This is a genomic window from Mesorhizobium sp. M2A.F.Ca.ET.046.03.2.1, from assembly GCF_003952425.1.
GTDB lineage: Bacteria > Pseudomonadota > Alphaproteobacteria > Rhizobiales > Rhizobiaceae > Mesorhizobium.
In genome coordinates, this window is the sequence record NZ_CP034449.1 from 4,280,511 (window position 1) to 4,306,109 (window position 25,599).

22 protein-coding genes are annotated in these 25,599 nt (G+C 63.8%); 8 read left to right on the forward strand and 14 right to left on the reverse strand.

Annotation, left to right across the window (positions count from 1 at the left end):
• The first annotated feature begins 43 nt into the window (after nucleotides 1-43).
• The gene (locus tag EJ072_RS20415; RefSeq protein ID WP_126081018.1) at nucleotides 44-991 is read left to right on the forward strand and encodes an aldo/keto reductase; all 948 of its coding nucleotides are present in this window, start codon (nucleotides 44-46) and stop codon (nucleotides 989-991) included.
• Between the two features lie 100 nt (nucleotides 992-1,091).
• Nucleotides 1,092-1,712 carry a LysE family translocator gene (locus EJ072_RS20420; protein ID WP_126081019.1) on the forward strand — a complete coding sequence of 207 codons (621 nt, stop codon included), beginning with the start codon at nucleotides 1,092-1,094 and terminating at the stop codon, nucleotides 1,710-1,712.
• A gap of 4 nt (nucleotides 1,713-1,716) precedes the next feature.
• Here EJ072_RS20420 and EJ072_RS20425 read toward each other — a convergent pair whose 3' ends face one another.
• Nucleotides 1,717-2,511, reverse strand: a complete 795-nt coding sequence (locus EJ072_RS20425) for a 1-acyl-sn-glycerol-3-phosphate acyltransferase (RefSeq protein ID WP_126081020.1) — start codon at nucleotides 2,509-2,511, stop codon at nucleotides 1,717-1,719.
• Between the two features lie 140 nt (nucleotides 2,512-2,651).
• Nucleotides 2,652-3,554, reverse strand: a complete 903-nt coding sequence (locus tag EJ072_RS20430) for a LysR family transcriptional regulator (RefSeq protein WP_126081021.1) — start codon at nucleotides 3,552-3,554, stop codon at nucleotides 2,652-2,654.
• Between the two features lie 100 nt (nucleotides 3,555-3,654).
• On the opposite strand from EJ072_RS20430, the gene EJ072_RS20435 reads away from it, so the two are divergent.
• Nucleotides 3,655-4,275 (forward strand): pyridoxamine 5'-phosphate oxidase family protein, encoded by a 621-nt coding sequence (locus EJ072_RS20435; protein ID WP_126081022.1) that lies wholly within the window; start codon nucleotides 3,655-3,657, stop codon nucleotides 4,273-4,275.
• Here EJ072_RS20435 and EJ072_RS20440 read toward each other — a convergent pair.
• The 3 genes from EJ072_RS20440 to ftsE all read right to left on the reverse strand — a co-directional run bounded on the left by EJ072_RS20440 (nucleotide 4,272) and on the right by ftsE (nucleotide 6,796).
• Nucleotides 4,272-5,000: a YdcF family protein gene (locus EJ072_RS20440; protein ID WP_126081023.1), complete on the reverse strand. Its 729-nt coding sequence runs from the start codon at nucleotides 4,998-5,000 to the stop codon at nucleotides 4,272-4,274. The genes EJ072_RS20435 and EJ072_RS20440 overlap by 4 nt on opposite strands.
• 157 nt (nucleotides 5,001-5,157) lie before the next feature.
• The gene (locus EJ072_RS20445) at nucleotides 5,158-6,144 is read right to left on the reverse strand and encodes an ABC transporter permease (protein ID WP_126081024.1); all 987 of its coding nucleotides are present in this window, start codon (nucleotides 6,142-6,144) and stop codon (nucleotides 5,158-5,160) included.
• Nucleotides 6,137-6,796 (reverse strand): cell division ATP-binding protein FtsE, encoded by a 660-nt coding sequence (ftsE, locus tag EJ072_RS20450; protein WP_040998894.1) that lies wholly within the window; start codon nucleotides 6,794-6,796, stop codon nucleotides 6,137-6,139. The genes EJ072_RS20445 and ftsE overlap by 8 nt, the downstream gene beginning before the upstream one ends.
• Before the next feature lie 180 nt (nucleotides 6,797-6,976).
• Here ftsE and EJ072_RS20455 point away from each other — a divergent pair, with 180 nt between their 5' ends.
• The 3 genes from EJ072_RS20455 to EJ072_RS20465 all read left to right on the forward strand — a co-directional run bounded on the left by EJ072_RS20455 (nucleotide 6,977) and on the right by EJ072_RS20465 (nucleotide 8,787).
• Nucleotides 6,977-7,612, forward strand: coding sequence for a hypothetical protein (locus EJ072_RS20455; RefSeq protein WP_126081025.1), 636 nt, complete (start codon nucleotides 6,977-6,979; stop codon nucleotides 7,610-7,612).
• 178 nt (nucleotides 7,613-7,790) lie between these two features.
• Nucleotides 7,791-8,333, forward strand: a complete 543-nt coding sequence (hpt, locus tag EJ072_RS20460; RefSeq protein WP_126081026.1) for a hypoxanthine phosphoribosyltransferase — start codon at nucleotides 7,791-7,793, stop codon at nucleotides 8,331-8,333.
• An 82-nt stretch (nucleotides 8,334-8,415) separates the two neighbouring features.
• A complete protein-coding gene (locus EJ072_RS20465) occupies nucleotides 8,416-8,787 on the forward strand; it encodes a response regulator (RefSeq protein WP_126081027.1) in 372 nt (123 codons plus the stop codon).
• On the opposite strand, the gene EJ072_RS20470 is transcribed toward EJ072_RS20465, so the two are convergent.
• Nucleotides 8,770-9,723 carry a DMT family transporter gene (locus EJ072_RS20470; RefSeq protein WP_126081028.1) on the reverse strand — a complete coding sequence of 318 codons (954 nt, stop codon included), beginning with the start codon at nucleotides 9,721-9,723 and terminating at the stop codon, nucleotides 8,770-8,772. The two genes, EJ072_RS20465 and EJ072_RS20470, sit on opposite strands and share 18 nt — an antisense overlap.
• A gap of 387 nt (nucleotides 9,724-10,110) precedes the next feature.
• Here EJ072_RS20470 and EJ072_RS20475 point away from each other — a divergent pair, with 387 nt between their 5' ends.
• A complete protein-coding gene (locus EJ072_RS20475; RefSeq protein WP_126081029.1) occupies nucleotides 10,111-10,989 on the forward strand; it encodes a LysR substrate-binding domain-containing protein in 879 nt (292 codons plus the stop codon).
• A 265-nt stretch (nucleotides 10,990-11,254) separates the two neighbouring features.
• Here EJ072_RS20475 and EJ072_RS20485 read toward each other — a convergent pair whose 3' ends face one another.
• From EJ072_RS20485 to argH, 5 genes are all read right to left on the reverse strand, one after another.
• Nucleotides 11,255-13,843 (reverse strand): TIGR02302 family protein, encoded by a 2,589-nt coding sequence (locus tag EJ072_RS20485; RefSeq protein ID WP_126081031.1) that lies wholly within the window; start codon nucleotides 13,841-13,843, stop codon nucleotides 11,255-11,257.
• Nucleotides 13,844-13,955: 112 nt separating this feature from the next.
• Nucleotides 13,956-14,897 (reverse strand): threonine/serine dehydratase, encoded by a 942-nt coding sequence (locus EJ072_RS20490; protein ID WP_126081032.1) that lies wholly within the window; start codon nucleotides 14,895-14,897, stop codon nucleotides 13,956-13,958.
• Nucleotides 14,898-14,926: 29 nt separating this feature from the next.
• Nucleotides 14,927-16,195: a diaminopimelate decarboxylase gene (gene lysA / locus EJ072_RS20495; protein WP_126081033.1), complete on the reverse strand. Its 1,269-nt coding sequence runs from the start codon at nucleotides 16,193-16,195 to the stop codon at nucleotides 14,927-14,929.
• Between the two features lie 53 nt (nucleotides 16,196-16,248).
• A complete protein-coding gene (locus EJ072_RS20500; RefSeq protein WP_126081034.1) occupies nucleotides 16,249-16,455 on the reverse strand; it encodes a lipoprotein in 207 nt (68 codons plus the stop codon).
• A gap of 183 nt (nucleotides 16,456-16,638) precedes the next feature.
• Complete coding sequence (gene argH / locus EJ072_RS20505) at nucleotides 16,639-18,039, reverse strand: argininosuccinate lyase (RefSeq protein WP_126081035.1); 1,401 nt, start codon at nucleotides 18,037-18,039, stop codon at nucleotides 16,639-16,641.
• Between the two features lie 33 nt (nucleotides 18,040-18,072).
• On the opposite strand from argH, the gene EJ072_RS20510 reads away from it, so the two are divergent.
• Nucleotides 18,073-18,756, forward strand: coding sequence for a TlpA disulfide reductase family protein (locus EJ072_RS20510; RefSeq protein WP_126081036.1), 684 nt, complete (start codon nucleotides 18,073-18,075; stop codon nucleotides 18,754-18,756).
• A 117-nt stretch (nucleotides 18,757-18,873) separates the two neighbouring features.
• Here EJ072_RS20510 and EJ072_RS36075 read toward each other — a convergent pair whose 3' ends face one another.
• From EJ072_RS36075 to EJ072_RS20520, 3 genes are all read right to left on the reverse strand, one after another.
• Entirely contained in the window at nucleotides 18,874-19,017 is a 144-nt protein-coding gene (locus EJ072_RS36075; protein ID WP_189343060.1) for a hypothetical protein, read from the reverse strand.
• A gap of 1 nt (nucleotide 19,018) precedes the next feature.
• Nucleotides 19,019-22,663 (reverse strand): hypothetical protein, encoded by a 3,645-nt coding sequence (locus tag EJ072_RS20515; RefSeq protein WP_126081037.1) that lies wholly within the window; start codon nucleotides 22,661-22,663, stop codon nucleotides 19,019-19,021.
• Nucleotides 22,664-22,987: 324 nt separating this feature from the next.
• Nucleotides 22,988-25,462 carry an EAL domain-containing protein gene (locus tag EJ072_RS20520; protein ID WP_126081038.1) on the reverse strand — a complete coding sequence of 825 codons (2,475 nt, stop codon included), beginning with the start codon at nucleotides 25,460-25,462 and terminating at the stop codon, nucleotides 22,988-22,990.
• Nucleotides 25,463-25,599 lie beyond the last annotated feature (137 nt).

The following is a 25,599-nucleotide window of genomic DNA, read 5'->3' on the forward strand; positions in this document are numbered from 1 at the left end:
ATCCCTGGGCGTCAGGCCCGTTCCAGCATCACGGAGATCAGTCTTGCAGAAACGCCGTCTCGGTCGCACCGACCTTTTAATCGCGCCGCTGGTCCTGGGCGGCAACGTCTTCGGCTGGACCGCCGACGAGAAGACCTCCTTCGATCTACTTGACCGGTTCGCCGGAGCCTGCCTGAACGCCATCGATACGGCCGATGCCTATTCGCGCTGGGTTCCCGGCAACAAGGGCGGCGAGTCGGAAACCATCATCGGCAATTGGATGAAGAGCCGCGGCAACCGCGACAAGGTGGTCATCATCACCAAGGTCGGCTCGGATATGGGCCAGGGCAAGCGCGACCTCTCCGCCGCTTATATCGAAAAGGCGGTCGAGGCATCGCTCAAACGGCTGCAGGTCGATGTCATCGACCTCTATCTGTCGCACTGGCCGGACCCGGCCACGCCTTACGAGGAAACGCTCGGCGCCTATCAGCGCCTGCTCGAAAAAGGCAAGATCCGCTATCCGGGCTGCTCCAATCTCGATGCCGGCCAGTTGCGCGCGGCGCTCGACGTGGCCGGCCTGCGCAGCCTGCCGCGTTACGAGGTCCTGCAGCCTGAATACAATTTGTACGATCGCTCATCGCTCGACGGACCGCTGCTCGATCTCTGCAAGGCTGAGGATATCGGCGTCATCACCTATTTCAGCCTGGCCAAGGGATTTTTGAGCGGGAAATACCGCAGCAAGCCCGATCTCGGGCAAAGCGCGCGCGGCGAGGGCGTGGCCGGCTACCTCAACGAGCGCGGCATGCGCATCCTGTCCGCGCTCGATGCAGTGGCCGAACGCCATTCGGCCAAGCAGGCGGAAGTGGCGCTGGCCTGGATCATCGCGCGTCCAGGCATCACCGCGCCGATCGCCAGCGCCACGACGCCGGCCCAGATGGACAGCCTGATCCGCGCCGCATCGCTCAAGCTTTCGGCCGACGATGTCGCGGCGCTCGACCGGGCCAGCTCGTAATCTCAACACGCCTTGGCGCAGTCGATACTCGCACGATCATCCAAGACGGCCATGACGGTCCCTCCTAAATCCTGCGCATCGCGGCAGGAGGAGGTTCGGCATGGCTGGTGGTGTTCTGGGCGATCCACAATCCTGGCAGCAAGTGCTGGCGCTTGTCTTGGCCGCGACGGTCGTCATGGGCAGTCCGGGACCGGCGACGATCAGCGTCACCGCCGTCGGCGCGGCTTTCGGTCTGAGTCCTTCCCTGAGTTACACCGCGGGCGTCGTGCTCGGCACGATCGCCGTGCTTCTGGCTGTGGCGGCCGGGATTTTCGGCATGTTGACCTCGGTACCGGGAGTGGCGCCGGTGCTGGCGATCCTTTCGGCCGCCTACATCCTCTATCTCGCCTTCAAGATAGCGACGGCGCCGCCATTGGCCGAGCGCGGCAGCACGGCGACAAAACCCGATTTTCTCGGCGGCTTCGCGCTCGCCGCCGCCAACCCGAAGGCCTATGTGGCGATTGGCGCCGTGTACGCCGGCGCGGCGTCTCAGCCCGATCCGCTCGGCATTTTCACCAGGCTGCTGGTGCTTGCCGCGATGATTGTCGCCATCCACGTCGTGTGGCTGCTCGCAGGAACGGCCTTCGCACGGTTCCTGCGCCATCCGCTGGCGTCGCGGGTCATCAACCTGGTGTTTGCCGCGACGCTGGTGCTGACGACCTTGCTGGCGGTGCTGCGGTAGCGGATCAGGTCCTGGCCGTTACGCCGAGTTCCGCTAGGCGCTTGACCGCCGTCGGCGGCATGGGCGGCGGGTTCGGCGCCTGCGCGGCCTCGACAAGCATCTGGTCGCAGGCGGCTTCCGTCTCGCCGATCAGCCGCTGCATGAATTCCTCCTTGCCGAGCCCTGGTGGAATCGGCGGCAGGAAGCGGGCCTTGATGGTGCCCGGATAGCGCAGGAACTTGCGGCGCGGCCAATAGAGGCCGGCGACATGGGCGACCGGCACCACGGGCACGCCCAGCTGCGTGTAGATCTCGACGATGCCGTATTTGTAGGACGGCTCGGCGCCCGGCGCGCGGCGCGTGCCTTCGGGATAGATGATCAGTTGGCGCGGGTTGCGGTCCATCTCCTGTCTGGTCGCGACGACGACCGCTTTCAGCGCTTTCGAACGGCTGCCGCGGTCGACCGGGATCATGCGCATCTTCATGATGTACCAGCCGAAGAAAGGGATCCAGGTCAGCTCGCGTTTCAGGATGTAGAGCGCGTCGTCGAGATAGGGGAAGAAGGCGATCGCATCCCAGAAGGACTGGTGCTTCGGCGCCAGGATGAAGGACCCTTCGGGCAGGTTCTCGACACCGGTGATCTCGCTCTTCGTCGCGGCGATCTTGTCATAGAGCCACATTGAGGTCCGCGACCAGAATTTCGGCACGAACCAGGCACGGTGGCGCGGCGCCAGGAAATAGAAAGGGGTCCAGAAGATCATCTGGACGATCAGGCTGAGATAGAAGACGAGGTTGAACGCCAGCGAGCGGATGATGAGCATGCAAGGGGCCCGTGAGGAAGTGTGCGTTGGTTACACCAAGCGGCGGCAAAAAGGAAACGCCGCCACGGTCGAAATGCCGGCCACTCTTGGTTTGCCGCAATTCCGGACGGAAAACCGCGATGCACTTTTCCTGGAATTGCTTACAATGACCGCGCCAGCCGCTCCTTGAGGCGCGGCGCTGCAAAATCGAGGAAGGCGCGCAATTTCACCGGCAGCCGGCCCTGGCCGGCATGGACGAGGCTTACCGGCCAGGGCGGCGACTCGAATGGCTCCAGCACCACCCGCAGCGTGCCGGCGCGCACGCCGGCGTCCGCCTGGTAGGAGAGCACTTTCGTCAGGCCAAGCCCGGCGATGGCGGCATCGATCGCCGCTTCGGCGGTGTTGACTTGCAGGCGCGAGCGGACCGGGATCGTGGTTTCCGTCTTGCCCGCTCCGAAACTCCATGTCGCGGGAGAGGCAAGGCCCTCGAAGGTGACGCAGCTGTGACCCGCAAGCTCAGATGGTTTCTCCGGCGTGCCCTGCGAGGCAAGGTAAGCCGGGCTTGCGCAGACGATGCGGCGGATCGAGCCGACGCGGATCGCGACCATGGCCGAATCCGGCAGCTCGCCGATGCGCAGGGCCAAATCGATATGCTCCTCGACCAGTTGGGTGATCCGGTCCGACAAGGTCAGGCGGACGTCCACCTGCGGATAGATGGCGAGAAAGTCGGTGATCACGGGCAGCACATGCAGGCGGCCGAAGACGACCGGTGCCGTGATGACCAGCTCGCCTGTCGGGCTCGAATATTCGCCCGCAGCGGTACGCTCGGCCTCATTCACCTCATCGAGAATGCGGCGGCAGGCGGCGAGGTAGGATTGGCCGGCATCCGTCAGCACCAGGCGCCGCGTCGAGCGGTTGAGCAGACGCGTCTTCAAATGCTTCTCCAGGTCGGAGAGCTTGCGGCTCACCGTCGCCAACGGCACGCCGGCACGCCTGGCAGCGGCGGAAAGGCTGCCGGCCTCCACCGTAGCGACGAACAGGGACATGGCGTCGAGGCGATCCATTATTCTTCCGAAATCTGGAAGGGTGAATTGCAAATATGCTCTCTACATCCGATTTTCGGAAGAGGGTAATGACATGCCATCCTGTCCGAGGAGCGCCGGCATGAACGAATTCACCAGCGACGTCGCCTTCACACCGACCGTCAAGGCGATCCAGTCGCGCAAGGGATCGCGCGATTCCTATGCGCGCGTCGAGCAGCGCGGCGGCTGGCGGGCCACGATCACGCCGGACCTTGCCGCCTTCATCGAAGCGCAGTCCAGCGTGTTCCTTGCGACGGCCAATGCCGAAGGCCAGCCTTACATCCAGCATCGTGGCGGGCCGGCCGGCTTCCTCAAGGTGCTGGACGAGCACACGATCGGCTTCGCGGATTTCTCCGGCAACCGCCAGTTCATCACCCAGGGCAACCTGCAGGACAACGACCAGGCCTTCCTGTTCCTGATCGACTATATGCTCAGGCAGCGCATCAAGGTCTGGGGCAGGGCGCGGGTCGTCGAAAACGACCCGGAGCTGACGGCGAAGCTGATGCCGGCGGACTACAAGGCAAAGCCGGAGCAGGCGATCCTGTTCACGGTCACGGCGTGGGATGCCAATTGTCCGCAGCACATACCGCAGCGTTTCGAGGCGGCGGATGTCGCGGCGGCGCTCGCCGAGCGCGATCGGCGCATCGCCGGCCTGGAGCAGGAGATTGCCCGCTTGCGAGATAATTTGGAGGCTAAGGTCTAGTTCTTCACCGCGGTCGATGCTTGGGCAAGCGTCATGCCCTCGGGCGTCGTGCGAAGCGGCAGGAAGCCGCGCGCCAGCGAGAGCACATATTTGCTGTATTCGGTCAGCAGCACGCGCAGCGCTTCCGGCTTGGTCAGCCAGCCGCCATTGCCGAGATTGGTGTTGACCACCGGATAGGGCTCAAGGCGCGCGCCATGCAGCAGCCGGCCCATCTCGAGCAGGCTGCGCGGCATGTGGTAATTGTTGGTGACGATGATGATGCTGCCATAGGCGTGGTTTTCCACCCATTTGGCGCTTTCTTCGGCGTTGCCGATGGTGTCGAGCGCGGCACGGTCGATGTCGACACAGCAAGAGAAGAGCCGCTTGTCACCACCCATCGCCGCCTGCAACTGGCGTTTGGTGGCCGACGGATGGACGCCGCTGATCAGCAGCCGTTCCCCTTTGCCGGACGCCAGCAGGTCCATGGCGGCGTCGAGCCGCGACTGCCCGCCGGTGAGCACGATTATGGCATCCGCCCTGGCCGGATCGAGCGGGGTCGTCATATGGCTGACCTTGTCGGCGAACCAGCCGAAGCCGCCGGCAAAAAGCACCAGCGCGGCGAGAGCGACGAAACCGCAGACGCGCAGGGCGAGCCGCAGACGACCAAACTCGGCGGGGGCGGCGGCGCGCGCACGCACTGCCGGCATCCGTCCAGCCGTCTCGATCTGCTCCCGCGCTTCCATCATCCCCAGGTTAATCCTGAAAGCTTCTAATGGTTAACTCCGAAATGCGGCCTTTGATAGGTGAGGCGGCGCACTTTGCGTTACGGCATCTGCCCAAGCCGTGATCGTTGCCTTGTTTGTATGCAACGCCTTCCACGGGCTTTCGGCTGGAGCTCATGGATCAGCCCGCGTCCGGCTGGCGAACGTCGATGTCGCTGAGATAGGCGACGACGGTCGCGTGCGAGGTGGCCGCGGTCAGCGCGCCGATCACAAGCACCATCAGGCCGACGCCGAAATAGCCGGCGGAGCCAATGGCGAAATTGCCGAATAAGGCGGTCGCCTGGTCGGCCTCGGGCGTCGCCATGTTGCGCGACGACCACCAGGAAAAGACGATGAAGACGACGATCGCGAGCGCTCCGCCGGCTGCCGCGCCCTTCATGCCGGTGACCAGGAAATGCCAGCGGAATTCGCGCGCGATGAAACGCGCCTCGGCGCCGACGAAATGCAGCACCTCGATGATATGGCCGTTACCGGCCATGGCGCCGCGCGTGGCGAACACCACCGTCAGCACCGTCGCCGAGAGCATCAGCGCCAGAACGGCGATGCCGATCGTCACCGTGGTGTGCGCCATGGCGACGAGGCGGTCCACCCAGGTGCGGTGGTCGTCGAGCGCGGCGGTCGGGATCTTGGGCGTGATGGCGGCGCGCATGGCGGCAAAGTCAGGCGGGCTGGCCTCGTCGATGGTGACGATAATGAGGCGCGGCACCGGCAACTCGTCGATGTTGAGGCCGCTGCCCAGCCATGGTTCCAAAAGGCGCGCCGTCGCGTCGCGGTCGATGATCTTGGTGCCCTTCACACCGGGGAACTCGCTGGCGATCTGCGAGGCCTGCGCAAGCGCCGCCTCCATGTCGAGGCCGTCGGCCGGCTTGATCTGGATCGTCGCCTCGCGCGAGATCTGGTTCTCCCAGACCGAGGCGGTGTCGCGCACCAGCGTCACCGCGCCGAAGGTGAGACAGGACAGGAAGGTCATGATGGCGATGACCAGCACCAGCGCCCGCCCGGCGATGTTCTGCGCCGGCACGATCGGCGCCGTCTTGCGCTGGACGCGCCGGACCGTCACCGGCGCCTCGGCTTCATCCTGGAGGTGATCGGCCGGAAAGTCAGTCATAGACGTCCAACCTTCCACCGGCCAGAATCATACGACGCGCATCGACCTGCTCCATCAGGCCGAGGTCGTGGGTGGCGATGACGACTGCGGTGCCCAGCCGGTTGAGCTCGATGAAGAGTCTCAGCAGCCGGCGCGCCAGCGGCGGATCGACATTGCCGGTGGGCTCGTCGGCCAAAAGGATCTCCGGCTGCTCGATCAGCGCGCGCGCGATCGCGGCGCGCTGCTTCTCGCCGCCCGACAGCACCGGCGGCAGCACATGCATGCGGTCGCCAAGGCCGACCCATTTCAGTAGCTCGGTGACGTCGGTGCGGTAGCTCGCCTCCTCGCGCCCGCGCACGCGCAAGGGCAGCGCGACATTCTCGTAGGTCGTCATATGGTCGAGCAGGCGGAAATCCTGGAACACCACGCCGATGCGGCGGCGCAGCAGCGGCAATTCGCTGCGCGAGATGCGCGAACGGTCCTTGCCGAAGATGGTGATCAGGCCGCGCGTCGGCTTCAGCGACATGAACAAAAGGCGCAGCAACGTCGTCTTGCCGGCGCCCGAGGGGCCGCTCAGGAACTGAAAGGAGCGCTCCGGAATGTGCAGGGAGATGTCGCGGAGGATCTCCGGACCCATGCCATAGCGGAGGCCGACATTTTCGAAGCGGATCACGTTCGGCGACCTGAAACTTTCGGCGGCGACGCGCCACGATCTACATTAACAGACCATCGGCCGGCATGGTTAACCGGCGGTTAATTTTTCTACGATCGGTACTCGTCAAGGCCATTCCGGTGGGGAAGCGTTAACCAATTCCGTTTACGCAAAAGAAACGAAGACTGCACTGGTGCCGTAATGGCTGAGAATAGAACCGCGCGCCCCGTTTCCGGCGAAATCATGACCGGCCCGGCAACACATGCCGCGCCGGAGCGCGCCATGTCCAATGCGGCCGACATCGTCGATGCCGACTATGTGGTGCTGCCGCGTTTTGCCGCGCATCCGGAGCGGTCGCCGCCCCAGCCGCAGATCCCGCCGCCGCCGCCGATCGAAGGCATGGGCATGCTGCGCAAGCCGGATGCCGCGCCGTCGCGGCCGTCGCGGGGCGGCCCGATGTTCTGGATCGCCGGAGTCGGCATAGCACTCTCCTCCTTCTGGGTGTCGGGCGGTCATGCGCTGGTCCGGCACAGTCCGTTCTGGGTGACCGCTGGGCCGGCGAGCGCACTCACCATTTCCGGCGTGACGTCGCGCATCGATGCGTCGGGCCTGAAACCGGTGTTGTTCGTCGATGGCGAGGCAGCCAATGACGGTTTGACATCGCAAGCATTGCCGCCGCTCGAAATCCGCGTCACCGACAACGACCGCAATATCATCCGCTACAGGCTGGGGACATCCAATCGCGCACTGGCACCCGGCGAAAGATTCGGCTTTTCCAGCCGCCTCGATGTGCCTAGAAACGGCGTCAGGACTGTCGCAGTAATCTTCGCCGGCTAGGTATGCCGATATTCAGGTGAGGCCGGCCTGCGAACGACGGCTTCCTGCGCTTCCGGTGCTCACGCACTTCAGGTACGCTCCGCTCCGGTTCTCGGAAGCCATCGTTCTCGGCTCGGCCTGACCTGAATCTCGATACACCTAGCACCTGGCATCCCAGGTGATTCTGAAGGACGAAAGAATGCCAGTTGTGCGCGGCAAGGACATCGAGGTGCTGTTTTCGGCGTCGGCAATCGCGCGCCGCAATCTCGAGCTCGCCAAGGAAATCGCCGGGCGCGACTACCATGACCTGCTGGTGATATCGATTCTCAAGGGCTCGTTCGTCTTCGCGGCCGATCTCATCCGCGCCATGCATGATGTCGGCCTGTCGCCGGAAGTCGAGTTCATCTTCATCTCGAGCTACGGCGCCGGCACCACGAGCGGCGAGGTCAGGGTGCTGCGCGACATCGACAACGAGGTCGCCGGCCGCGACGTGCTGTTGATCGACGACATACTGGAATCCGGCAAGACGCTTTCCTACACCCGCGATCTGATGCTGGCGCGCGGCGCCAGGAGCTGCGCCATCGCGGTGCTGCTCGACAAGCGCATGCGCCGTCAGACCGCGCTCAACGCCGATTATGTCGGCTTCGACTGCCCGGACTATTTCGTGGTCGGCTATGGCATGGACGTCGCCCACGCGTTTCGCGAACTGCCGTTTGTCGGGGTGGTGAAGGGCGACGCCTGAAGAGCCCCCGTTTCGCCCCGAAAAGCCGCTGATCGTTAGAATTTTCAGAAAACGTCAACGTTTCGCCGGCATCTATCTCGGCATGGCAAAGCTTCTGATCGTCGAGGACGATGAGTCCGTCCGCACCCTCGCCGCCCGCGCTCTGGAGCGCGACGGCCATGATGTCACCGTCGCCACCGATGGGTCGCAAGGGCTGGACGCGATCCGGCAGGCCCGCGGCGGCTACGATCTGGTGGTGTCCGACATCCGTATGCCGGAGATGGACGGCATCGAGATGGCGACTGCCGCCGCAAGAGAGTTCCCGACGCTGCGGATCATGCTGATGACCGGCTATGCCGACCAGCGCGAGCGCGCCGAGGAGCTCAACGGCATCATCCTCGACGTCGTGCAGAAGCCGTTCACGCTTGCCGAGATCCGCGCCCGCGTCGGCAAGGCGTTAAGCTGCTTCGCTTGAGACCGCACCGGCCGCGGGTGCTGCGCTTCGCCGGCGCTCGCCGGTGAGCGCAAGCAGGCCGGCGCCGATGATCAGCGCCGCGCCGAGCACGGTCGTCTCGCGCGGCACTTCGGCGAAGAACAGGAAACCCCACAGCGGCGACCACAGGATGCCGGTGTATTCGAAGGTGGCGACGCGGTTTGCCGGCGCCATTCGGTAGGCTTGCGACAGCAGGATCATGCCGGCGGAAGCGACGAAGCCGCAGGCGGCCATCTTCAGGAAATCCGGCATCGTCGGCCACACCCACGGCCGCACCAGGAATTCGACGCTCGGATGCGCCGCATGGGTGATGCCGGCGAGATGGAAGACGGTCGCGACCGCGACGGCGCCGCTGAGATAAGCGCCGTTCTGGTAGAAGGCCATCACCGTCGATGATTCGGTGTCGCCGATGCGGCGCGCCATCAACTGCGAAAAGCCGTATAGGAAGGCCGAGCCCAGCGACAGCAGCGCCGCCCAGTCGAACACGCCGGCGCCCGGGCGCACCATCACCAGCACGCCGACAAGGCCGATCAGCACCGTCGCCAGCGTCTTCCAGGAGACGCGCTCGCCGAGATAAGGTCCGGCCATCGCCATGATGAACAGCGGCGCCATGAAATAGAGCGCCACCGCGTCTGCCAGGGGCAAGGCCGCGATCGCGAGATAATAGACCGTATAGGACGAGAACTGGATGAAGGCGCGCAGCGTCAGCAGGCCGAAGCGCTTGGACAGCACCGCCTTCAGGCCGACATCGGCCTGGACGATGACGATCAGGATCGGCAGCGCGACGATGGCGCGGATCGCCATCACCTCGGTCACCGGATAGCCGCCCGACACCGCCTTCACCAGCGGATCCTGCAGCGAAAAGACCAGCACGCCGAGGCAGAGGCTCAGAATGCCAAGCACCAACCGGTTCCGCATCAGTCTCGGCCCCCCGCGAGCCGCATCGATATTCATTTCACGCAATTCCGGACGGAAAACCGCAAGCACTTTTCCTGGAATTGCTCCTAGAGCAGGATGACGCTTCGTTGAACCGTCATCCTGCTCCAACTCTTGTTGTTTGAGCATGATCTCGCCCGAAAACCGGTTCCCACTTTTCGCTGACGCGGTCCTTCGGTTCGGGATCATGCTCTTAAAAAGAACCCGCTACCGTTTCGCGCAGCGGGTACGAGTGAGGACTCTTCGATTGGTCCGCGGCCGACTCGCGACCGCCTATCCAATGGGTATGGGAACTATCCTGCGGCGTTTGACATGTTGCAAACGAATTGGGATGATGCCAGCAATCAGATTTGCTTATGGCGGTTTTCGATGAGACCAGTCCTCGACAGCGACCTCCTGCGCACCTTCGTGGCGGTGGCCGAAACCGGCAATTTCACGCGCGCGGCGGAGAAAGCCGGGCGCACGCAATCGGCCGTGTCCATGCAGATGAAGAAGCTGGAGGACATGGTCGGCGACAATCTGTTCGAGCGCGGCTCGCGCGGCGTGGCGCTGACGCGCCGCGGCGGCGAGTTGATCGCCAATGCGCGCCGGATCGTCTCGCTGCTCGACGAAACGGCTGCCTCGCTGGTGGCGCCGCCGCTTGGCGGGCTGGTGCGCATCGGCATCCCGGCCGAATATGGCCGCTCGATCCTGTCGCGGGCGCTGGGCGAATTCGCCAAGCGCCATCCGCGCGTCGAGGTCACGGTGCGCTACGCGCATTCGGATTCGCAGGTGAGGGCGCTCGCGGCCGGCGAGCTCGATCTCGCCGTGGTGTTCGAATGGGAGGGCTCTTCCGGCGGCGAGGTGCTGATGCACGACCCGACGGTCTGGGTGACTTCGACGCTGCACCGCATGCATGAGGACCGGCCGGTGCCGATCGCGCTCTACAGCCGCAACGGCTGGTGCCGCGACTTCGCCATCAAGTCGCTGCAGCAGCGCGGCCTCGATTACCGCGTCGCCTATACCAGCGACACCAATGGCGGCCTGACGCTCGCGGTGACTTCCGGCCTGGCGATCGCGCCGATTTCGCGCAGCAACATCCCGCCCGATTGCCGGGAATTGACGGCCGCCGACGGCTTCGGCGACATCGATTCGTCAAACGTCGTCCTGCATCGCAATCCGCTCGCGACCGGCGAGGCGATCGACGGCATGGAAAACGCGATCCGCGACGCCTTCATGCTGACAAGGCAGGTCGCGCCTGCGGCATAGATACCGACGCACAGCGATCCTTCGCGCCCCCCTCTGTCCTACCGGACATCTCCCCCACAAGGGGGGAGATTGCCAGTTCCCGCGACCGCGCTTTTCCTGCGGTGTTGGTGATTGCGGCGCTGGCAATTGGCGAAAGCGGTGACGACATCCGATCTCCCCCCAAGTGGGGGAGATGTCCGGCAGGACAGAGGGGGGCGCTGTCCCGCCAGCATCCCAAAAGTGGGCAAGGGCCGTCACATCCAGTCTAACAGCTGTGAGGCAGAAGCTACTTCAGCTCCAGCAGCCGTTCGAGATAGCTGCGCTCGATGTCGGGGCTGAGCGCATTGCCGAGCCGCTTGCGGATCGCGTCGAGGATCTGGCGGGCGCGCTGGACGTCGATCTCGTCGGGAACCTTGACCGAAGTGCCGTCATCGGGGCCATTGGTGGCGCGCGGCCGTCCCAGCGGGTCACGGTCGGCATTCTGCTCGCGACCGCCCTGCTCGCTGCCTCCCTGGTCCCCCTGCATGGCCTGCATCTGCTTCATCATGTCCTTGGCGCCGCGGCGCAGCGCTTCCAACGCGCGACCCTGGTGGCCGACGGCCTGGTCGCCGTCGCCCTGGCCGAGCGATTGCTCGGCATTGCCCATCGACTTTCCGGCTTCGCCAAAACCCTCATTGGGCTCCATGCCCATGCCTTCGAGCCCTTTCTTCAGCTGATTGAGCTCGCTCTGCAGCTGGCCCTGGCCTTCCTGCAACTGCTTCAATGCATCGGCGAAATCCTTCGGCGACATTTTCGGCCGTGCCAGCGGATCGCGGTCTTGGCCGGGACCCGGCCGCTGCTGGTCATTGGGCTGGCCCTGCTCGCCATCCTCGCCAAGCTGCTGCTGCTCGCCGCCTTCGCCACGCTGACCGCGCTGCATCTGGTCCAGGCGGAAGGTGTCGTTCATCATCTCCTGCTGGCGACGCATGATGTCGCCGAGCTTGTCCATCTGCTGACGCAGCTCGCTGTCCTGCTCGCCGCCCTGCTGCTGGCGGCCGGCCTGCAGGTTGTTCATCATGTCCTGCAGCTCGGAGAGAAGCTGCTGCGCCTTGTCGCGATCGCCGGATTTGGCCAGGTTTTCGATCTGATCCATCATGCGGTCGATGTCGCTCTGGCGCAGCTCGCGGCCGTTCTGCTGCATCTGCGGCGCGTTCGGGTTCTGCTGCGCGCGCTGGGCGAATTCCTGCAGGAACTGGTTCATCGCCTCGCGCAGTTCCTTCATCGCCTTCTCGATCTCCTGATCGCTGGCGCCATTCTTGATGGCGTCCTGCAAGGCCTGCTGCGCCTGGCGCAGCCGCCGCTCGGCGGCCGAGAGATTGCCCTCCTCGATGCCGAGCGCGAGCTCCCAGAGATAGGAGACGACGTTGCGCAGCTGGTCGTCGCTCTCGGAGAGCTTCAGACGGCTCCTTGCGCTCACGATGGCGAGATAGTTCGACATGTTGTCGAACGTGTCCTCGGGCCGCAGCGTGATCGCGTCCATCAGGTCGAGAACGCGCGGCTTGGCGTTGGTATCCAGCGCCAACAGCCGGCGCTGCTCGATCACCGCGCGGGCCAGCGGGTTGGCGAAGGGCCGCTCCGGCATCATGAGCGTCTTGGTTTCGCTGGTCGCGGTGTGGCCGGCATCGTCGGTGACGCTCAGCGTCAGCTTGATGCCGCTGCCGGCCCAGACATGCTCGGTCAGGTCCTTGGTCGTCTTGGCCGCATTCGTCTTGCCGCCGCGGCGCGGCAGGGTCAGCGGCAGGTCCGGCGGGCCGTAGAGCGGATGCGCATTGGCGGCCGGCGGATCCGACAGCTCGAAAACGGCCTTGGCCGAGGCTGCGCCGTAATCGTCATCGATCTCGTAGTTCAGCTCCATGGAGCCGTTGACGGCGCGCTTCGGCTCGCCGACGAAGCGGATCGCCGGCGGCTTGTCGGGAATGACGGCAAAGGCCCAGTGGCCGAGATCGCTTTCGGCGGATTTCAGCGTCAGCGTGCCGTTCGAATCCAGCTTGCCGGAGAACTGGCGCACTTTGGGCGCGGCCTGGCTGGCAGGCGCGGGGCCTTTGGGCGCCGCGGGCTCGATGGCGCGCGCATTGCCGTCTTGATCGGCGTAGCTTAGCGTCTCCTCTCCGGAACTGCCCGTGACGCGCAGCGAAACGTCGCTGCCTTGCGGCACCGAGAAGGTCTGGACCGCCTGGTTGGCGTCGGCGGTCAGGAACAGCGGCGCCTTGCCGGTATAGGCGGGCGGCGTCACCCAGGCGTCGATGCGCGGCGGCACGGTATCGCGCGCGGCGCGGGCAACGAAGCCGTCGCTGACCCTGCCGCCGAAGGGCCCGAAGGAGAAGGCCAAAGCGGTGACGAACAGCAGCCCCGCCACGGCGCGCAGGCCCCAGCGATCGTAGTCCGGGACGCGGCTGCGCGGTCGGTCGGCGCCGAGGCTCGACAGCCGCTCGGCCATCCGCTTCTGGTGCTCGCGCCACAAGGCCTGCGAGAAGATGCTCTCGGCGCCGCTGGGACGATCGGTCTGCACCTGGACCGGGCTGTGCAGCAACTGGTTTGCCGCCTCGATACGCCTGTCGATCTCGGCGGCAGAGGGCATGCGGAAGAAACGCAGCGGATAGAGCGCCGCGACCCCGGACAGGGCGAACAGGATCAAGAGGCCGATGCGCGCGACGTCGGGCAGACGCGGGAACAGGCCGAACCACGAAAAGCTGAGAAACAGGCTGATGGCGATCAACAGCGGCAGCACGAGCGGCCAGCCGCGCTCGAAGACCATCGAGGCCCGCGTCGCCAACCGGCTGAGCGCCAAGCGCAAGGCCAGGCCGCGTTCGCCGCTGGAAATGGGTCGTTCCGTCATCGGCCCTTCCTGCCCGGGCGTAAGCCCGGACGTCATCACCAGAAGGATACCAGCAAACACGGCAAAGGCGAGGCGGGTTCCAAAAACGTGAAGCGGTTTTGCCGGGTTATGATCAGAAATTGCCAGGATTCGTATTGGAACCGCAGACCAGGACCGCCACGCGCTCGCCCTCCGCCGGCACATAGCGCCCGGAAAGCATGGCGGCGAAGGCCGCTGCGCCACCCGGCTCGGCGATGATTCGCACGCGGTCCCACAGCGCCTTCTGCGCAGCTATGATGTCGTCGTCGCTGACCAGGATAGAGCGCTCGACGAAGGCTTCGGCGATCGGAAACATCATCTCGCCGACGCGCTTCGGGGCCAGCGAGTCGGCGGCAATGCCTTCGGCCGGGGCGTCGACCGGCTCTCCGGCCTCCAAAGCGCGATAAAGCGTCGGAGCGCCCTCGGGCTCGATGGCGACGATGCGGATGCGACCCGCGAACCAGGCGGCTATGCCGCCGATCAGGCCGCCGCCGCCAACGGCAACCAGCAGCGTGTCGATCTCGGGCAGATCGGCCTCGATCTCCAGGCCGAGCGTGCCCTGGCCGAGCAGCGTTTCCTCCTGGTTGAAGGCGTGGATCTGCAGGGCGCCGGTCCGCGCCGCGAAGTCCTCGCTGGCGGCCAGCGCCTCGGCATAGCGGGCCCCGCCGACGACCAGATCCGCGCCGTAGCTACGGATGCGCGCGAGCTTGGCCGGGGGACTGACCTCGGGCACGAAGATCGTGGCCTTGTGCCCAAGCTTCATGGCGGCGTAGGCGACGGCCGCACCGTGGTTGCCGCCGGACGCGGCCACCACGCCGGCCTCGGGCACCTGGCGTTCGAGCAGGTTGGTGAAGGCGCCGCGCGCCTTGAAGGAACCGGAATGCTGTAGGCTTTCGAGCTTCAGGTCGACCGGAAAGGCGGGACGGCCGAAATCCGCCATGTCGACGCGTATGACCGGGGTATGGCGGATATAGGGGCGGATGCGCGGCTCCACGGCGGCGATGCGCTCGCGCGTGATCGTCTTTTTCTCCAGCATGGCTTGCTCCTTAAGGCGTCACCGCTCGGCTACTTCAGCCAGTCGGGAACGGAATCCAGCCCGATCAGGTCCTCATAGGTCTGGCGGGGGCGCACGACATGGAAGCGGTCGCCGTCGACCAGAACCTCCGGCACAAGAAGCCTGGTGTTGTAGGTGCCGGCCTGCACCGCGCCATAAGCGCCGGCGGTCGAAACAGCGATCAGGTCGCCGGCCTTCAGCCTAGGCAGGTCGCGGTCGTGGCCGAGGAAGTCGCCGGTCTCGCAGACCGGGCCGACGACGTCGACCTTCATGCGGGGTGTGGAGGCGGGCGGCTGCACCACCGGCCGGATGTCGTGGAAAGCGTCATAGAGCGTCGGCCGGATCAGGTCGTTCATGGCGGCGTCGACGATAAGGAAATTCCTGGCGTCGCCTTCCTTCACATAGATGACCTCGGACACCAGGATGCCGGCATTGCCGACGATCAGGCGCCCGGGCTCGAACATCACCTTGAGACCGAGCCTGGTGACATGCTTCCTGACGATCTCGGCATAGGCGTCGGGCAGCGGCGGCGGGCTGTTGTCGACGCGGTAGGGGATGCCGAGGCCGCCGCCGAGATCGACATGCTCGATCGCATGTCCGTCGGCGCGCAGCGCGCCGACCAGCTCGACCAGCAGCGCGAAGGCGTCGTCGAAGGGCTGCAATTCGGTGATCTGGCTGCCGATATGGGTGTCGATGCCGGTCACCTTGATGCCGGGCAATTCGGCCGCGCGGGCATAGACCTGCCGCACGCGCTGCCACGGGATGCCGAACTTGTTCTCGGCCTTGCCGGTCGAGATCTTCTTGTGTGTCCTGGCATCGACATCCGGATTGATGCGCAGCGAGATGGGCGCCACCTTGCCGAGCGCCACGGCGCGCGCCGACAGCAGTTCGAGTTCAGGCTCGGATTCGACATTGAAGCAAAGAATGCCGGCGGAGAGCGCGAAATCCATCTCGCGCGCGGTCTTGCCGACGCCGGAAAACAGGATCTTGCTGGCCGGGATGCCGGCGGCCAGGGCACGGCGCAATTCGCCTTCCGAGACCACGTCGGCGCCAGCACCTTGCCTGGCCAGCGTCCTCAGCACGGCCTGGTTGGAGTTCGCCTTCATGGCGTAGCAGACCAGCGCGTCGAGGCCGGCGAAGGCTTCTCTGAAAACGCGGAAATGCCGGGTCAGCGTCGCCGTCGAATAGCAGTAGAAAGGCGTGCCGACCTCGGCTGCTATATCGGGGATGGCGACGTCCTCGGCATGGAGCACGCCGTCGCGGTAGTCGAAATGGTTCACGAGGGTTGGTCCCGAAAGTTGGAGCGTGGTGAGATCGAGCGATCCCGTCGGCTCTAGAGCAGTGGATCGAGGATGAACTTCCTGTCCTTGACCGGTTTCTCCGGCTCGGGCGGGAGGGGCTGCTTGGCTTTTTCCGCATCCTTGCGCGCCTGCTCCGCCGCCTCATAGGGCGTGTCGAGGCCGGTCTTCCTGCCGCAGGCCGTGACGGTGACAACCGCCGCCAGCAGCGCTAGCGTCACCAAAATCCTGCTACGGGTCATCGATCCATCCGTTTGAAATTGTTTCCTGTGCCGCCGCTTTTAGCCGAGTTTTCGGCACTTTGCATCCGGGCAATTGTTTTGATGCATATCGTGCCCAGAACCGCTGCACACGTCCGGGCGACATGCATTTGTTTTGATGCATGTCGTTGTCCCAGAACCGCTATGCACTTCTGGCGACAGGCATTAAGCCTTGGCGAGCCGCTTTTTCCAGTAGCGGATCTGCTTGCGCACTTCGGACGGCGCGGTGCCGCCGAAGCTCACCCGGCTCTTCACCGAATTCTGCACGGCAAGCACCGAGAAGATGTCGTCGGTGATGCCGGGATGGATCGAGCGCAGGTCCTCCAGCGAGAGCTTCTCCAGGCCGACCTTCTTCTCCTCGGCGAGCGCCACGGCGCGGCCGGTGACATGGTGCGCCTCGCGAAAGGGCAGGCCGAGATTGCGCACCAGCCAGTCGGCGAGGTCGGTCGCGGTGGCGTGACCGGCGCCGGCGGCCTTCTTCATGGCGGCGGCGTTGACGGTCATGTCGCGCACCATGCCGGTGGTCGCCGCCAGCATCAGGTCGAGCGTCTCGGCGGCGTCGAAGACCGCTTCCTTGTCCTCTTGCATGTCCTTGCCATAGGTCAGCGGCATGCCCTTCATCACGGTCAGCAGGCCGACGAGATGGCCGTTGACGCGGCCGGTCTTGCCGCGCACCAGCTCGGCGGCGTCCGGGTTCTTCTTCTGCGGCATGATCGAGGAGCCGGTGGAGAAGGAATCCGACAGGCGGATGAAGCCGAATTGCGGCGTCGACCAGATGACGATCTCCTCGGCGAGCCGCGAGAGGTGCGTCGCGCAGATCGCGGCGAGGCTCAGGAATTCCAGCGCGAAGTCGCGGTCCGAAACGCTGTCCAGCGAATTGCGCGTCGGTTCGCGGAAGCCGAGCGCCTTCGCGGTCATATGACGGTCGATGGAAAAGCTGGTGCCGGCAAGCGCCGCCGCGCCAAGCGGGCTTTCGTCCATGCGCTCGATGGCGTCGTGGACGCGCGAGAGGTCGCGGCCGAACATCTCGACATAGGCCATGCAATGGTGGCCGAAAGTCACCGGCTGCGCGGCCTGCATATGGGTGAAGCCGGGCATGACGGTCGCCGCATGCTCCTCGGCGCGTTCGAGGAATGCGGCGATCAAGTCCTTCAATGCCTCGGCGACGCGCTGGCATTCCTGCTTGACCCAGAGCCTCAGATCGACCGCCACCTGGTCGTTGCGCGAGCGGGCGGTGTGCAGACGTCCGGCCGCAGGGCCGATCAGGTCGGCAAGGCGGGCCTCGACATTCATGTGGATGTCTTCCAGCCTGGTGGAGAATTCGAAGGTGCCGGCCTCGATCTCTTTCAGGATCGTGTTCAGCCCGTGAGCGATTTTTTCTTGATCGGCCGCCGAAATAATGCCCGTTTCAGCCAACATCTCGCTATGGGCGATCGATCCGCTTATGTCCTGCGCATAGAGCTTGCGGTCGAAGCCGATCGACGCGTTGATCGCTTCCATGATCGCGGCCGGACCCGAGGCAAAACGTCCGCCCCACATCTGGTTGCTGGCCTTCTTGTCGCTCATCGCTATAACCCGTGCTCCGGAGCAGTTTTGAAAATGGCAGACGGCAAGAGATTCTTTTTTCCGGCTACGCGCCTAATCCTTGCCGCTTTGGTGGCGGGCGTGCTGGCCGGCGCGGTCGCGGTATATGTCAGCGAGAGCGGTTCTGGCAACAACGCTCCGGAGAAGGTCGCTGCGGCCGCCGGCAAAGACGACACCGCCTGTGCGGCCAAGGCAACCCGGGCCAAGACCGTCGCCGCAAAAGCGGTTGGCCAGGTCGCGGCGCTGCAGCCAGCCGATCCGCCGCAATCGCTGAAAAGCCTCGCCTTCAACGGTCCCGATGGCAAGCCGATGACGATCGCCGACCATGCCGGCAAGACGGTGCTGCTCAATCTGTGGGCGACATGGTGCGCGCCTTGCCGCGCCGAGATGCCGGCGCTCGACGCGCTGCAGAAGGAGAAGGGCAGCAAGGACTTCGAGGTCGTCGCGGTCAATGTCGATACGGGCGACGATACCAAGCCGAAGAAGTTCCTCAAGGAAATCGGCGTCGAGACGCTCGGCTTCTACCGCGATCCGACGATCGCCCTGTTCAACGAGGCGAAGACGCGCGGCCTGGCGCTCGGGCTTCCGGTCACCATGCTGATCGACGCGGACGGCTGCTTGATCGCGCATATGAACGGCCCGGCCGAATGGTCGAGCCCCGACGCCAAGCGCCTGGTGGAAGCGGCGCTCGCGCCGTGACGCCAGTCGGGGAACGCAATTCCGCACGGAAACCGCGCTGCTGCTGGTGCGCCGAGAGGTGAGGCATCCACCGCGACGAATTTTTCGGCTAAATCGCGAAACATAAGCCGGCCGCGTTCATTCAAAGCGACCGCTTTCCGCCCGGTCTTTCTCCAACTCCTCGCGTCGTTCTTTGGCTATCGTTTCGGCGAGCCTGGCGCGCGTTTCCTTGACCGTCGCGATCAGGCCTGGGTTGGTTCCGGTCTCAAGCCGGTCGAGCAAGTTAAGGCGAACCTCGCATTCCGTCGCGTACGACCCCCTCAAAGCTTCTTGGCCAGAGGTTAATCTCTTCAAACACCGCGACCGGGTCAGGCGCGCGCTCCAAAAGCGCTTTGGCGATTGGCCGCCATTCCAGCGCGGCCGTACCATCGTAGCGGGTGAAAAGCTCGGCGACGGCAGCAGCAAAGGGATAGCGAGGTTCCGGGTCGGCCGCACACCATTCTAAAATGACATGATCTGGAACCTCACTAACCGGATTTGGATGGCCGTGCATCACATCCTGAACGATATCAATGCTGTTCCGGCGATCCTGCTCGTTACCCGCAACGAGCTCGTCCAGCATGATTACAGGTTGGATCTTGAATAGGGCTTGCAAAAGGTCGTTGTGGTCCCAGGCGTAAACCTCGTCCTTCTCAATGGCCGCTTTCAAGTCGCGCCATATCTTGCGTGCAACGGGAGCGCCTTCTGGCCCGTTCAAGCAGCTCTTTGCGATACCGCCCAGTGTGTGGTCACTGTGATCAATTCGCCTGGGATCTGGCTCGAATGAATGCCGGCTAAGAAGAATGCGCCCAGCCTCAAGTGTTTCAGCTTTTGGCTTCCGTCCCGCGCTGCCGTCCGAATGTAGGCGCATCATGACGATTTGCAGGGCGATGGGATAGCCGTCGGGTTTCGCAGCAATCGCAACCACTAGGTCACGAAATGCAGGTCCCGGAATTGGATCGCAAACGCGCCCGCCAACCAGAACGAAGAAGTCGTGGGCAGTGACCTTGCCAAGCTCTAAGGCGCGATGGAAGCGGCCAACACCTACCTCATCGATCGTGACGCTCGCCTGAAGATCGACCAGCCATTTGCCGAGAACGGCATCATCTACGGCTTCATCAAGGAATGCCTGTGTTGCCGTGGCTTCCTTTGTTTGAAGCCCATTGAGGAAGCCACGCAACAGTTGCACATTTGGCTGTTGGGCTGAGGCCACTTGGGCGGCCAATCGCTTCCACATGACGCGCGGCTCGTCCGCGCCCAGGGCAAGTCCCTGCCCAAATTCGAAAAGCCGCCCATGGCCGCCGATGAGTTCCGGAAGGACTGTAGCGAGAGCTTTTTCGTCGGCTGCGGCTTCTTTTCCAAATTCCACAACAGCCTCGGCGACGCGCTTCAAGCGCTCGGCAATGTCCATTTCGTCATCATCCTCGAAGTCATCAAGGCTGCCTCCTCTTTCTCCGAGCACGATTCCCCGTACGCTATCGATCAAATCCTTCGGTCTTAAAAATTCCTCCAGTTCGGTAAGGCGTTGCAGTGCCCGGGCATCCAGCATTTTCGCGCTGTATCGCCGGGTTTGCCGTGTTGCGATCCAACCCTCGCGCCAAAAACCGTCCTTGGCAATTGCCCTGGAGATGCGCTCCAGCGCGTAGTACTGGCCCGCATTCGCCCAGAGGCCTCGAAATTTGCGGGCGATGCTTTTCTGAACCCGTACTCTGACTTTGCTGTCATGTAGCGCGAAGGGTTCCGCTGTCTTGAGCACATCGCCGAACCACTGATCGTACTCGGCTTTACTCTTTGGATGGTAGCCATAGTCCCGCGACCGCGCGCCGAACTCAAAACTGGAATAGGGCCTGAAGTGCTCGGTTGTCATCATGGCTTCCAACGCCTTGACGCCGAGATGGCATTCAACCGGCATGTCTGATTTTAGAAATTCTGTCGCTACTTCGAGGCGCATCGACAACGGTGCGTGGGTCGCGGAAAAAGCGACGTAGAAGAGAGGCGCGATTGCCTTCTCGGCATCGCTGTCGACCACCACACCATGCATGCCCGCGAACTTGCACAACAATGCCACGGAACGTTTGAACAATTCAGCGTCATAGGCGAGCGCATGCAACAGCCGGATAAGAGGTGCGCCGGCCAGTAGCGCATCCACGTCTGTATTGGCGAAGCTATTCTCAAGCGCGGAAAGTGTTGCTCGAGGCTGTACCGGCGCGACATTTTCGAGCATCGCGTGGCCAAGCGGGTTTAGGTTCGACACATCGAAGAGAAGGCCGCCCGGTGCAAGCCAGCCTTTGGCGATGGCCTGGGCCTCCTTGCTGCTGTCGAGATAGCCAAGGCGGCGCGAGAAAGAGCGCAACAGGCGCTCTGACGTCCCATTCACAATCGCGGCTTCTATAATGGAATAGGGGATATTCTGAAGAGCCAGTTCCGCAAGTCGGTTTGCGATAGCGTGGGGCAAGATCGCGCGCCATTCCCCACGCTTTTGCAAAAGATCCCGCCGCTTCAGTTCAGCGGCTGCGGTGAACACCTCCTGGGCGGTCTTTCCGATCAACCCGCCGAGCACGGGCAGTTCCGCATTCTCGCCCGTCAGGTCTTCCCCTTGAAATGAGTAAACCAACGAACAGGCTTCCGCGATTTGCAACAGCCCCGCATCGTGCTCGTGGCGTTGCTGGAAGAGACGCTTGAACAATTCGGTGTGGGTGAGCCCAGAGACCGTCTCGGTTTTCTTTACGGTGCCGGCAAGCGCAAGTGCTATCCGCGCGTTGCCGCCTGAGAACTCGGCAATCCTGCGGCTGTCGAGCTGTGATAAGTCCGGGAAGCGACCCGCCACCAATTTTGCGATCAGAGGCACCGACGATGTTTCCAGCGAGAAAACGTCTGTGCCTTCTGGCTGATCCTCGCGGATGTCATATTCTACGGTGATGGCGCTGACCGCTGAGCCCGAGGCACGCACCACCTCCGATAGGTGCCGGTGCGTTTCCGGAGGGCAGTTGTCAATCACCAAAATCGCGCGCGTGCCGGCCGCGGTCAGCTCAGAGGCAAGAACCTTTGGCTGTGGATCAGGCCCATCGGCAACGTCGGTATAAAAGGCGAGGCAAGGGTCCAGCGCGTTCGCGCCCACAGTATTGTCAAACAAGGCTTCGACCAGCCGTGTCTTGCCAACACCTGAGAGGCCAACAAGACGAACAACCTGACCTGGTTTTCGCAGCGCATCTCGCATGCGGTTGATGCCATCTACGGCCGACAGGCCTTCACCATCGTCTTTGTTGCCCGTCTTGATGCGTGCCTCGTCATCAAGAAGATAGCGTTTATCCGCGCCCGCCGGCACGCTTGACCAGTCCCCGTAAGACTTCCACCCGGGGATGGGCCTTCTAACCCGGGAACGAACCCACGCAATCAGCCCCGGATTGGCACGCACCCAGCTCGCGATACGATTGCGGTCATAGAAGTCGAGATGCAGCTTTTCGGCGTCAGCAATGCTGTTTACCGCTTCCGCCATCGCCGCTCGGCGATTGTTAAGCGCTGAATCGGCGGTGGATCCACTTGAGCTTACGATGATGTAGGCGCCATCCGCGGCAGCCAGTTCCTCAATCACCGGACGAATGACGCCATTCGGCCTCATTTCCTTCGGAATCTCCGATCGGGGCATGTCAGGCTTCTTCACCTGAAAGCCGGTTGCGGCCCTTGGTATGAAGCCCTCGATCTTGCTTCCTGCGGGCAGCGCCACACGCACATCAACGCCGCCGTCTTTGGCGGTTTGGTCGCCGCCCCAAGTCGCCGCAGAGACAGGGAGATTCGCGCGCTGGAGCGTGGCCTCGCAGAGACGGCCGATTAGCGACCGCAAATTTTCATCGTTCAGTGCAGCAATATCGTCGCGGGTGATCTCGAACATTAGCCGAAATTGGGGGGGACTTGAGTAAACGTCAAATTACGTGTTCAAGTTCACGTGGGTTTCCACAAGAGAGACTGTGAGGAACGAAGAGTCCAAATCTCATATTGCGGATCTAGTTCCGCCAAGGCGAGCAGATTGGGTTTGCCTTAGCCACAGCGCTTCGTTCGCAGATCAGTCGGCCAAGCGATGCGCCGCTGGAAGCAGGGAGTGCGATCGCGTTCCGTCCTGCTACAACACGACGTTTCGTTGAACCGTCATCCTAATTTCATCATTTGTCACACCAGAATCTCCTTCGAAAGCGGTTTCCACTTTTGGGGTCCTGCTTCAGCCTGAACGCGCGGCCGCTGCCGGCTGCAGCATCAGGATGCTGCCGCCCCGGACATTTTCGACCTTGGCGGTTGCCGCGTCTTCCTTGACGCCGTCATCGGCCGCCGGAACACCCGTGAGCTCGCTGAACGCCTCGATCGGGCCGGGCCTGCCCAGAAAATATCCCTGGCCGATGTCGCAATCCTCGGCATCGAGGAAGCGCAATTCGTCGAGCGTCTCGACGCCTTCGGCCAGGACCGGCAGGCCGAGGCCGCGCCCCAGGCCGAGCACGGCGCGCACGATGGTCGCGACCTGGCCGTTGCGGTCGACCGACTTGATGAAGGACCCGTCGATCTTGATCTTGTCGAAGGGGAAGGCGCGCAGGTTGGAGAGCGAGGAATAGCCGGTGCCGAAATCATCCATCGCCACGCGTACGCCCAGCGCCTTGATCTGACGCAAGGTGGCCAGCGCGCGCGGCATGTCCTTCACCAACGCCGTCTCGGTGATCTCGAGCTCGAGCCGGCCCGCCGCCAGGCCGGTGCGAAGCAGCACCTCATGCACCTTGCGGCTGAAATCTGGATTGTGAAGCTGCACCGCCGAGACGTTGACAGCGACCGTCAGCGGGTTCTTCCATGTCGCGGCCTCCTCGCAGGCGGTCGACAGCACCCACTCGCCGATCTGGGCAATCGAACCGCTATCCTCGGCCACCGGGATGAACACCGAAGGCGGAACCTCGCCGCGGTCGGGATGCTGCCAGCGGAGCAGGGCTTCGAAGCCGATCATCCTGCCGCTGCTGATTTCCTTCTGCGGCTGATAGACGAGCCGGAATTCGCCGCGCGCCACTGCCTGGCGCAGATCCTGCTCCAGGCTGCGCCGGTCGCGCGCCTCGGCACCCATGGAGGCCTCGAAATAGCGGAAGGTGTCCTTGCCTTCGGCCTTGGCGCGATAAAGCGCGGTGTCGGCATGGCTGACCAGCGCCGCCTGTTCGTCGGCATCGAGCGGGTAAAGCGCGATGCCGATGCTGGCCGACACCATGCCGCCGGGCGACAACCGGTTTTCCTGGCGCAGAGCCGAAAGCACCGCCTCGGCTATGCGGCCCGCCGCCTGCGGGTCAGGAAGGTTGGGGGCGATGATGGCGAATTCGTCGCCGCCAAGCCGGGCCAGCATCTGGCCGTGGCGCAGCACGCTGGAGGCGCAGTGAGCCACCTTTTGCAGCACGGCGTCGCCAGCGGCGTGGCCGAAGAGGTCGTTCACTTCCTTGAACCGGTCGAGGTCGAGCAGCATGAGCGCCAGCTGGCTACCTTTGCCACTGCTTTTGCCATCTGGCGCGGACGCGGCGATCTCGGCTTCCAGACGGCTGGCGAAGCTACGGCGGTTGGCAAGGCCGGTGAGCGGGTCGTAATTCGCAAGCCGCATGATCTCCTGTTCGGCCTTCCTGCGTTCGCGTATGTCGCGCACGGCCACGACCAGATGCGGCTTGCCGCAATAATCGATTCTCCTGGCGATCAGCTCCACCGGTATCCGGCTGTCGTCCTGACCGCGGAGGTCGGCTTCCTGCGCCTGTCCGTTGCCGGTGGCAACGGCCGACGCAATTCGTTCGCCGAACAGCTCGCCCAGCCTCATCGTGTTCAGCGCGCCGGCGGCGATGCCGCTCAGCGCCGCGATGCTGTCGTTGGCGCTGACGATGCGGTTGCCGTCGCAGACGATGAGGCCTTCGACGGCAGCATTGGCGAGGCCGTGCATGCGCTCCGCCTCGATCCTGTGACGGCGGAAGCGCAGATCGATCCACAGCGCGGTGGCCGCCAGCACCAGGATGACGAGGCTTGCCGTCGCGGCTGCGAAAGCCTGCGACATCGGAGCGATCGTGAATTTCGAGATCTCGATCGAGGAATCCGGATAGATCGAGACGGCGGCCATGGCGATGAAATGCAGCGTGCAGATCGCCAGCGTCAGCAGGACGGCACCGGCGACTGTCGCCAGGGTCGACGGGCGACGCAGCACGATAAACAGCGAAAGCGCGGCAAGTGATATACCCGAGACCAGCGATGCCGCGACCAGCAGCTGGTTCCAGACGATCCGACCTTCGACCTCGAAAGCCGCCATGCCGGTATAGTGCATCGCCGCGATGCCAATGCCGAGCACGGCGCCACCGACGAGATAGTGGTCGATGCCGGTGCGCACGGTTGCGATCCATATCCCAGCGGCCGTCAGAAGAACGGAAACCGCCAGCGAAGCGACCGAAAGCTCGGCGTTGTAGGCGTTGGGTATTCCCGGCGTGAAGGCGATCATGGCGATGAAATGCGTCGCCCAGATGCCAAAGCCGGTGGAAGCGGCGGCAATCAGCAGCCAGGCATAACGGTTCCGGCTGGTCGATTGCACGACATGGCGGAGCAGATTGACAGCGGTGAAACAAGAAATTCCACAAATCAGCGCGGCCAGTGCGACCAGTCTCAGATCGTGCTCGTTCACGATACAATTATAGACGGTCAACATCTTGCTTCACCTGATCTTCCCACATCAATCAAGGCAACGGAATTGATTAGGGCCCGGCAGCTGAAGAATCGGTTATGCCGCCCGCAACCGCTGCGTGCGTCCCAGGTTGTATCTGTCAGGGAGGCCATGCCTGGAAT

Coding starts and splice junctions, on each gene's coding strand:
- EJ072_RS20420 (WP_126081019.1), top strand. CDS start 1,092: ATGGCTGGTGGTGTTCTGGGCGATCCACAATCCTGGCAGCAAGTGCTG.
- EJ072_RS20425 (WP_126081020.1), bottom strand. CDS start 2,511: ATGCTCATCATCCGCTCGCTGGCGTTCAACCTCGTCTTCTATCTCAGC.
- EJ072_RS20430 (WP_126081021.1), bottom strand. CDS start 3,554: ATGGATCGCCTCGACGCCATGTCCCTGTTCGTCGCTACGGTGGAGGCC.
- EJ072_RS20435 (WP_126081022.1), top strand. CDS start 3,655: ATGAACGAATTCACCAGCGACGTCGCCTTCACACCGACCGTCAAGGCG.
- EJ072_RS20440 (WP_126081023.1), bottom strand. CDS start 5,000: ATGATGGAAGCGCGGGAGCAGATCGAGACGGCTGGACGGATGCCGGCA.
- EJ072_RS20445 (WP_126081024.1), bottom strand. CDS start 6,144: ATGACTGACTTTCCGGCCGATCACCTCCAGGATGAAGCCGAGGCGCCG.
- EJ072_RS20455 (WP_126081025.1), top strand. CDS start 6,977: ATGGCTGAGAATAGAACCGCGCGCCCCGTTTCCGGCGAAATCATGACC.
- hpt (WP_126081026.1), top strand. CDS start 7,791: ATGCCAGTTGTGCGCGGCAAGGACATCGAGGTGCTGTTTTCGGCGTCG.
- EJ072_RS20465 (WP_126081027.1), top strand. CDS start 8,416: ATGGCAAAGCTTCTGATCGTCGAGGACGATGAGTCCGTCCGCACCCTC.
- EJ072_RS20470 (WP_126081028.1), bottom strand. CDS start 9,723: ATGCGGAACCGGTTGGTGCTTGGCATTCTGAGCCTCTGCCTCGGCGTG.
- EJ072_RS20475 (WP_126081029.1), top strand. CDS start 10,111: ATGAGACCAGTCCTCGACAGCGACCTCCTGCGCACCTTCGTGGCGGTG.
- EJ072_RS20485 (WP_126081031.1), bottom strand. CDS start 13,843: ATGACGGAACGACCCATTTCCAGCGGCGAACGCGGCCTGGCCTTGCGC.
- EJ072_RS20490 (WP_126081032.1), bottom strand. CDS start 14,897: ATGCTGGAGAAAAAGACGATCACGCGCGAGCGCATCGCCGCCGTGGAG.
- EJ072_RS20500 (WP_126081034.1), bottom strand. CDS start 16,455: ATGACCCGTAGCAGGATTTTGGTGACGCTAGCGCTGCTGGCGGCGGTT.
- argH (WP_126081035.1), bottom strand. CDS start 18,039: ATGAGCGACAAGAAGGCCAGCAACCAGATGTGGGGCGGACGTTTTGCC.
- EJ072_RS20510 (WP_126081036.1), top strand. CDS start 18,073: ATGGCAGACGGCAAGAGATTCTTTTTTCCGGCTACGCGCCTAATCCTT.
- EJ072_RS20515 (WP_126081037.1), bottom strand. CDS start 22,663: ATGTTCGAGATCACCCGCGACGATATTGCTGCACTGAACGATGAAAAT.
- EJ072_RS20520 (WP_126081038.1), bottom strand. CDS start 25,462: ATGTTGACCGTCTATAATTGTATCGTGAACGAGCACGATCTGAGACTG.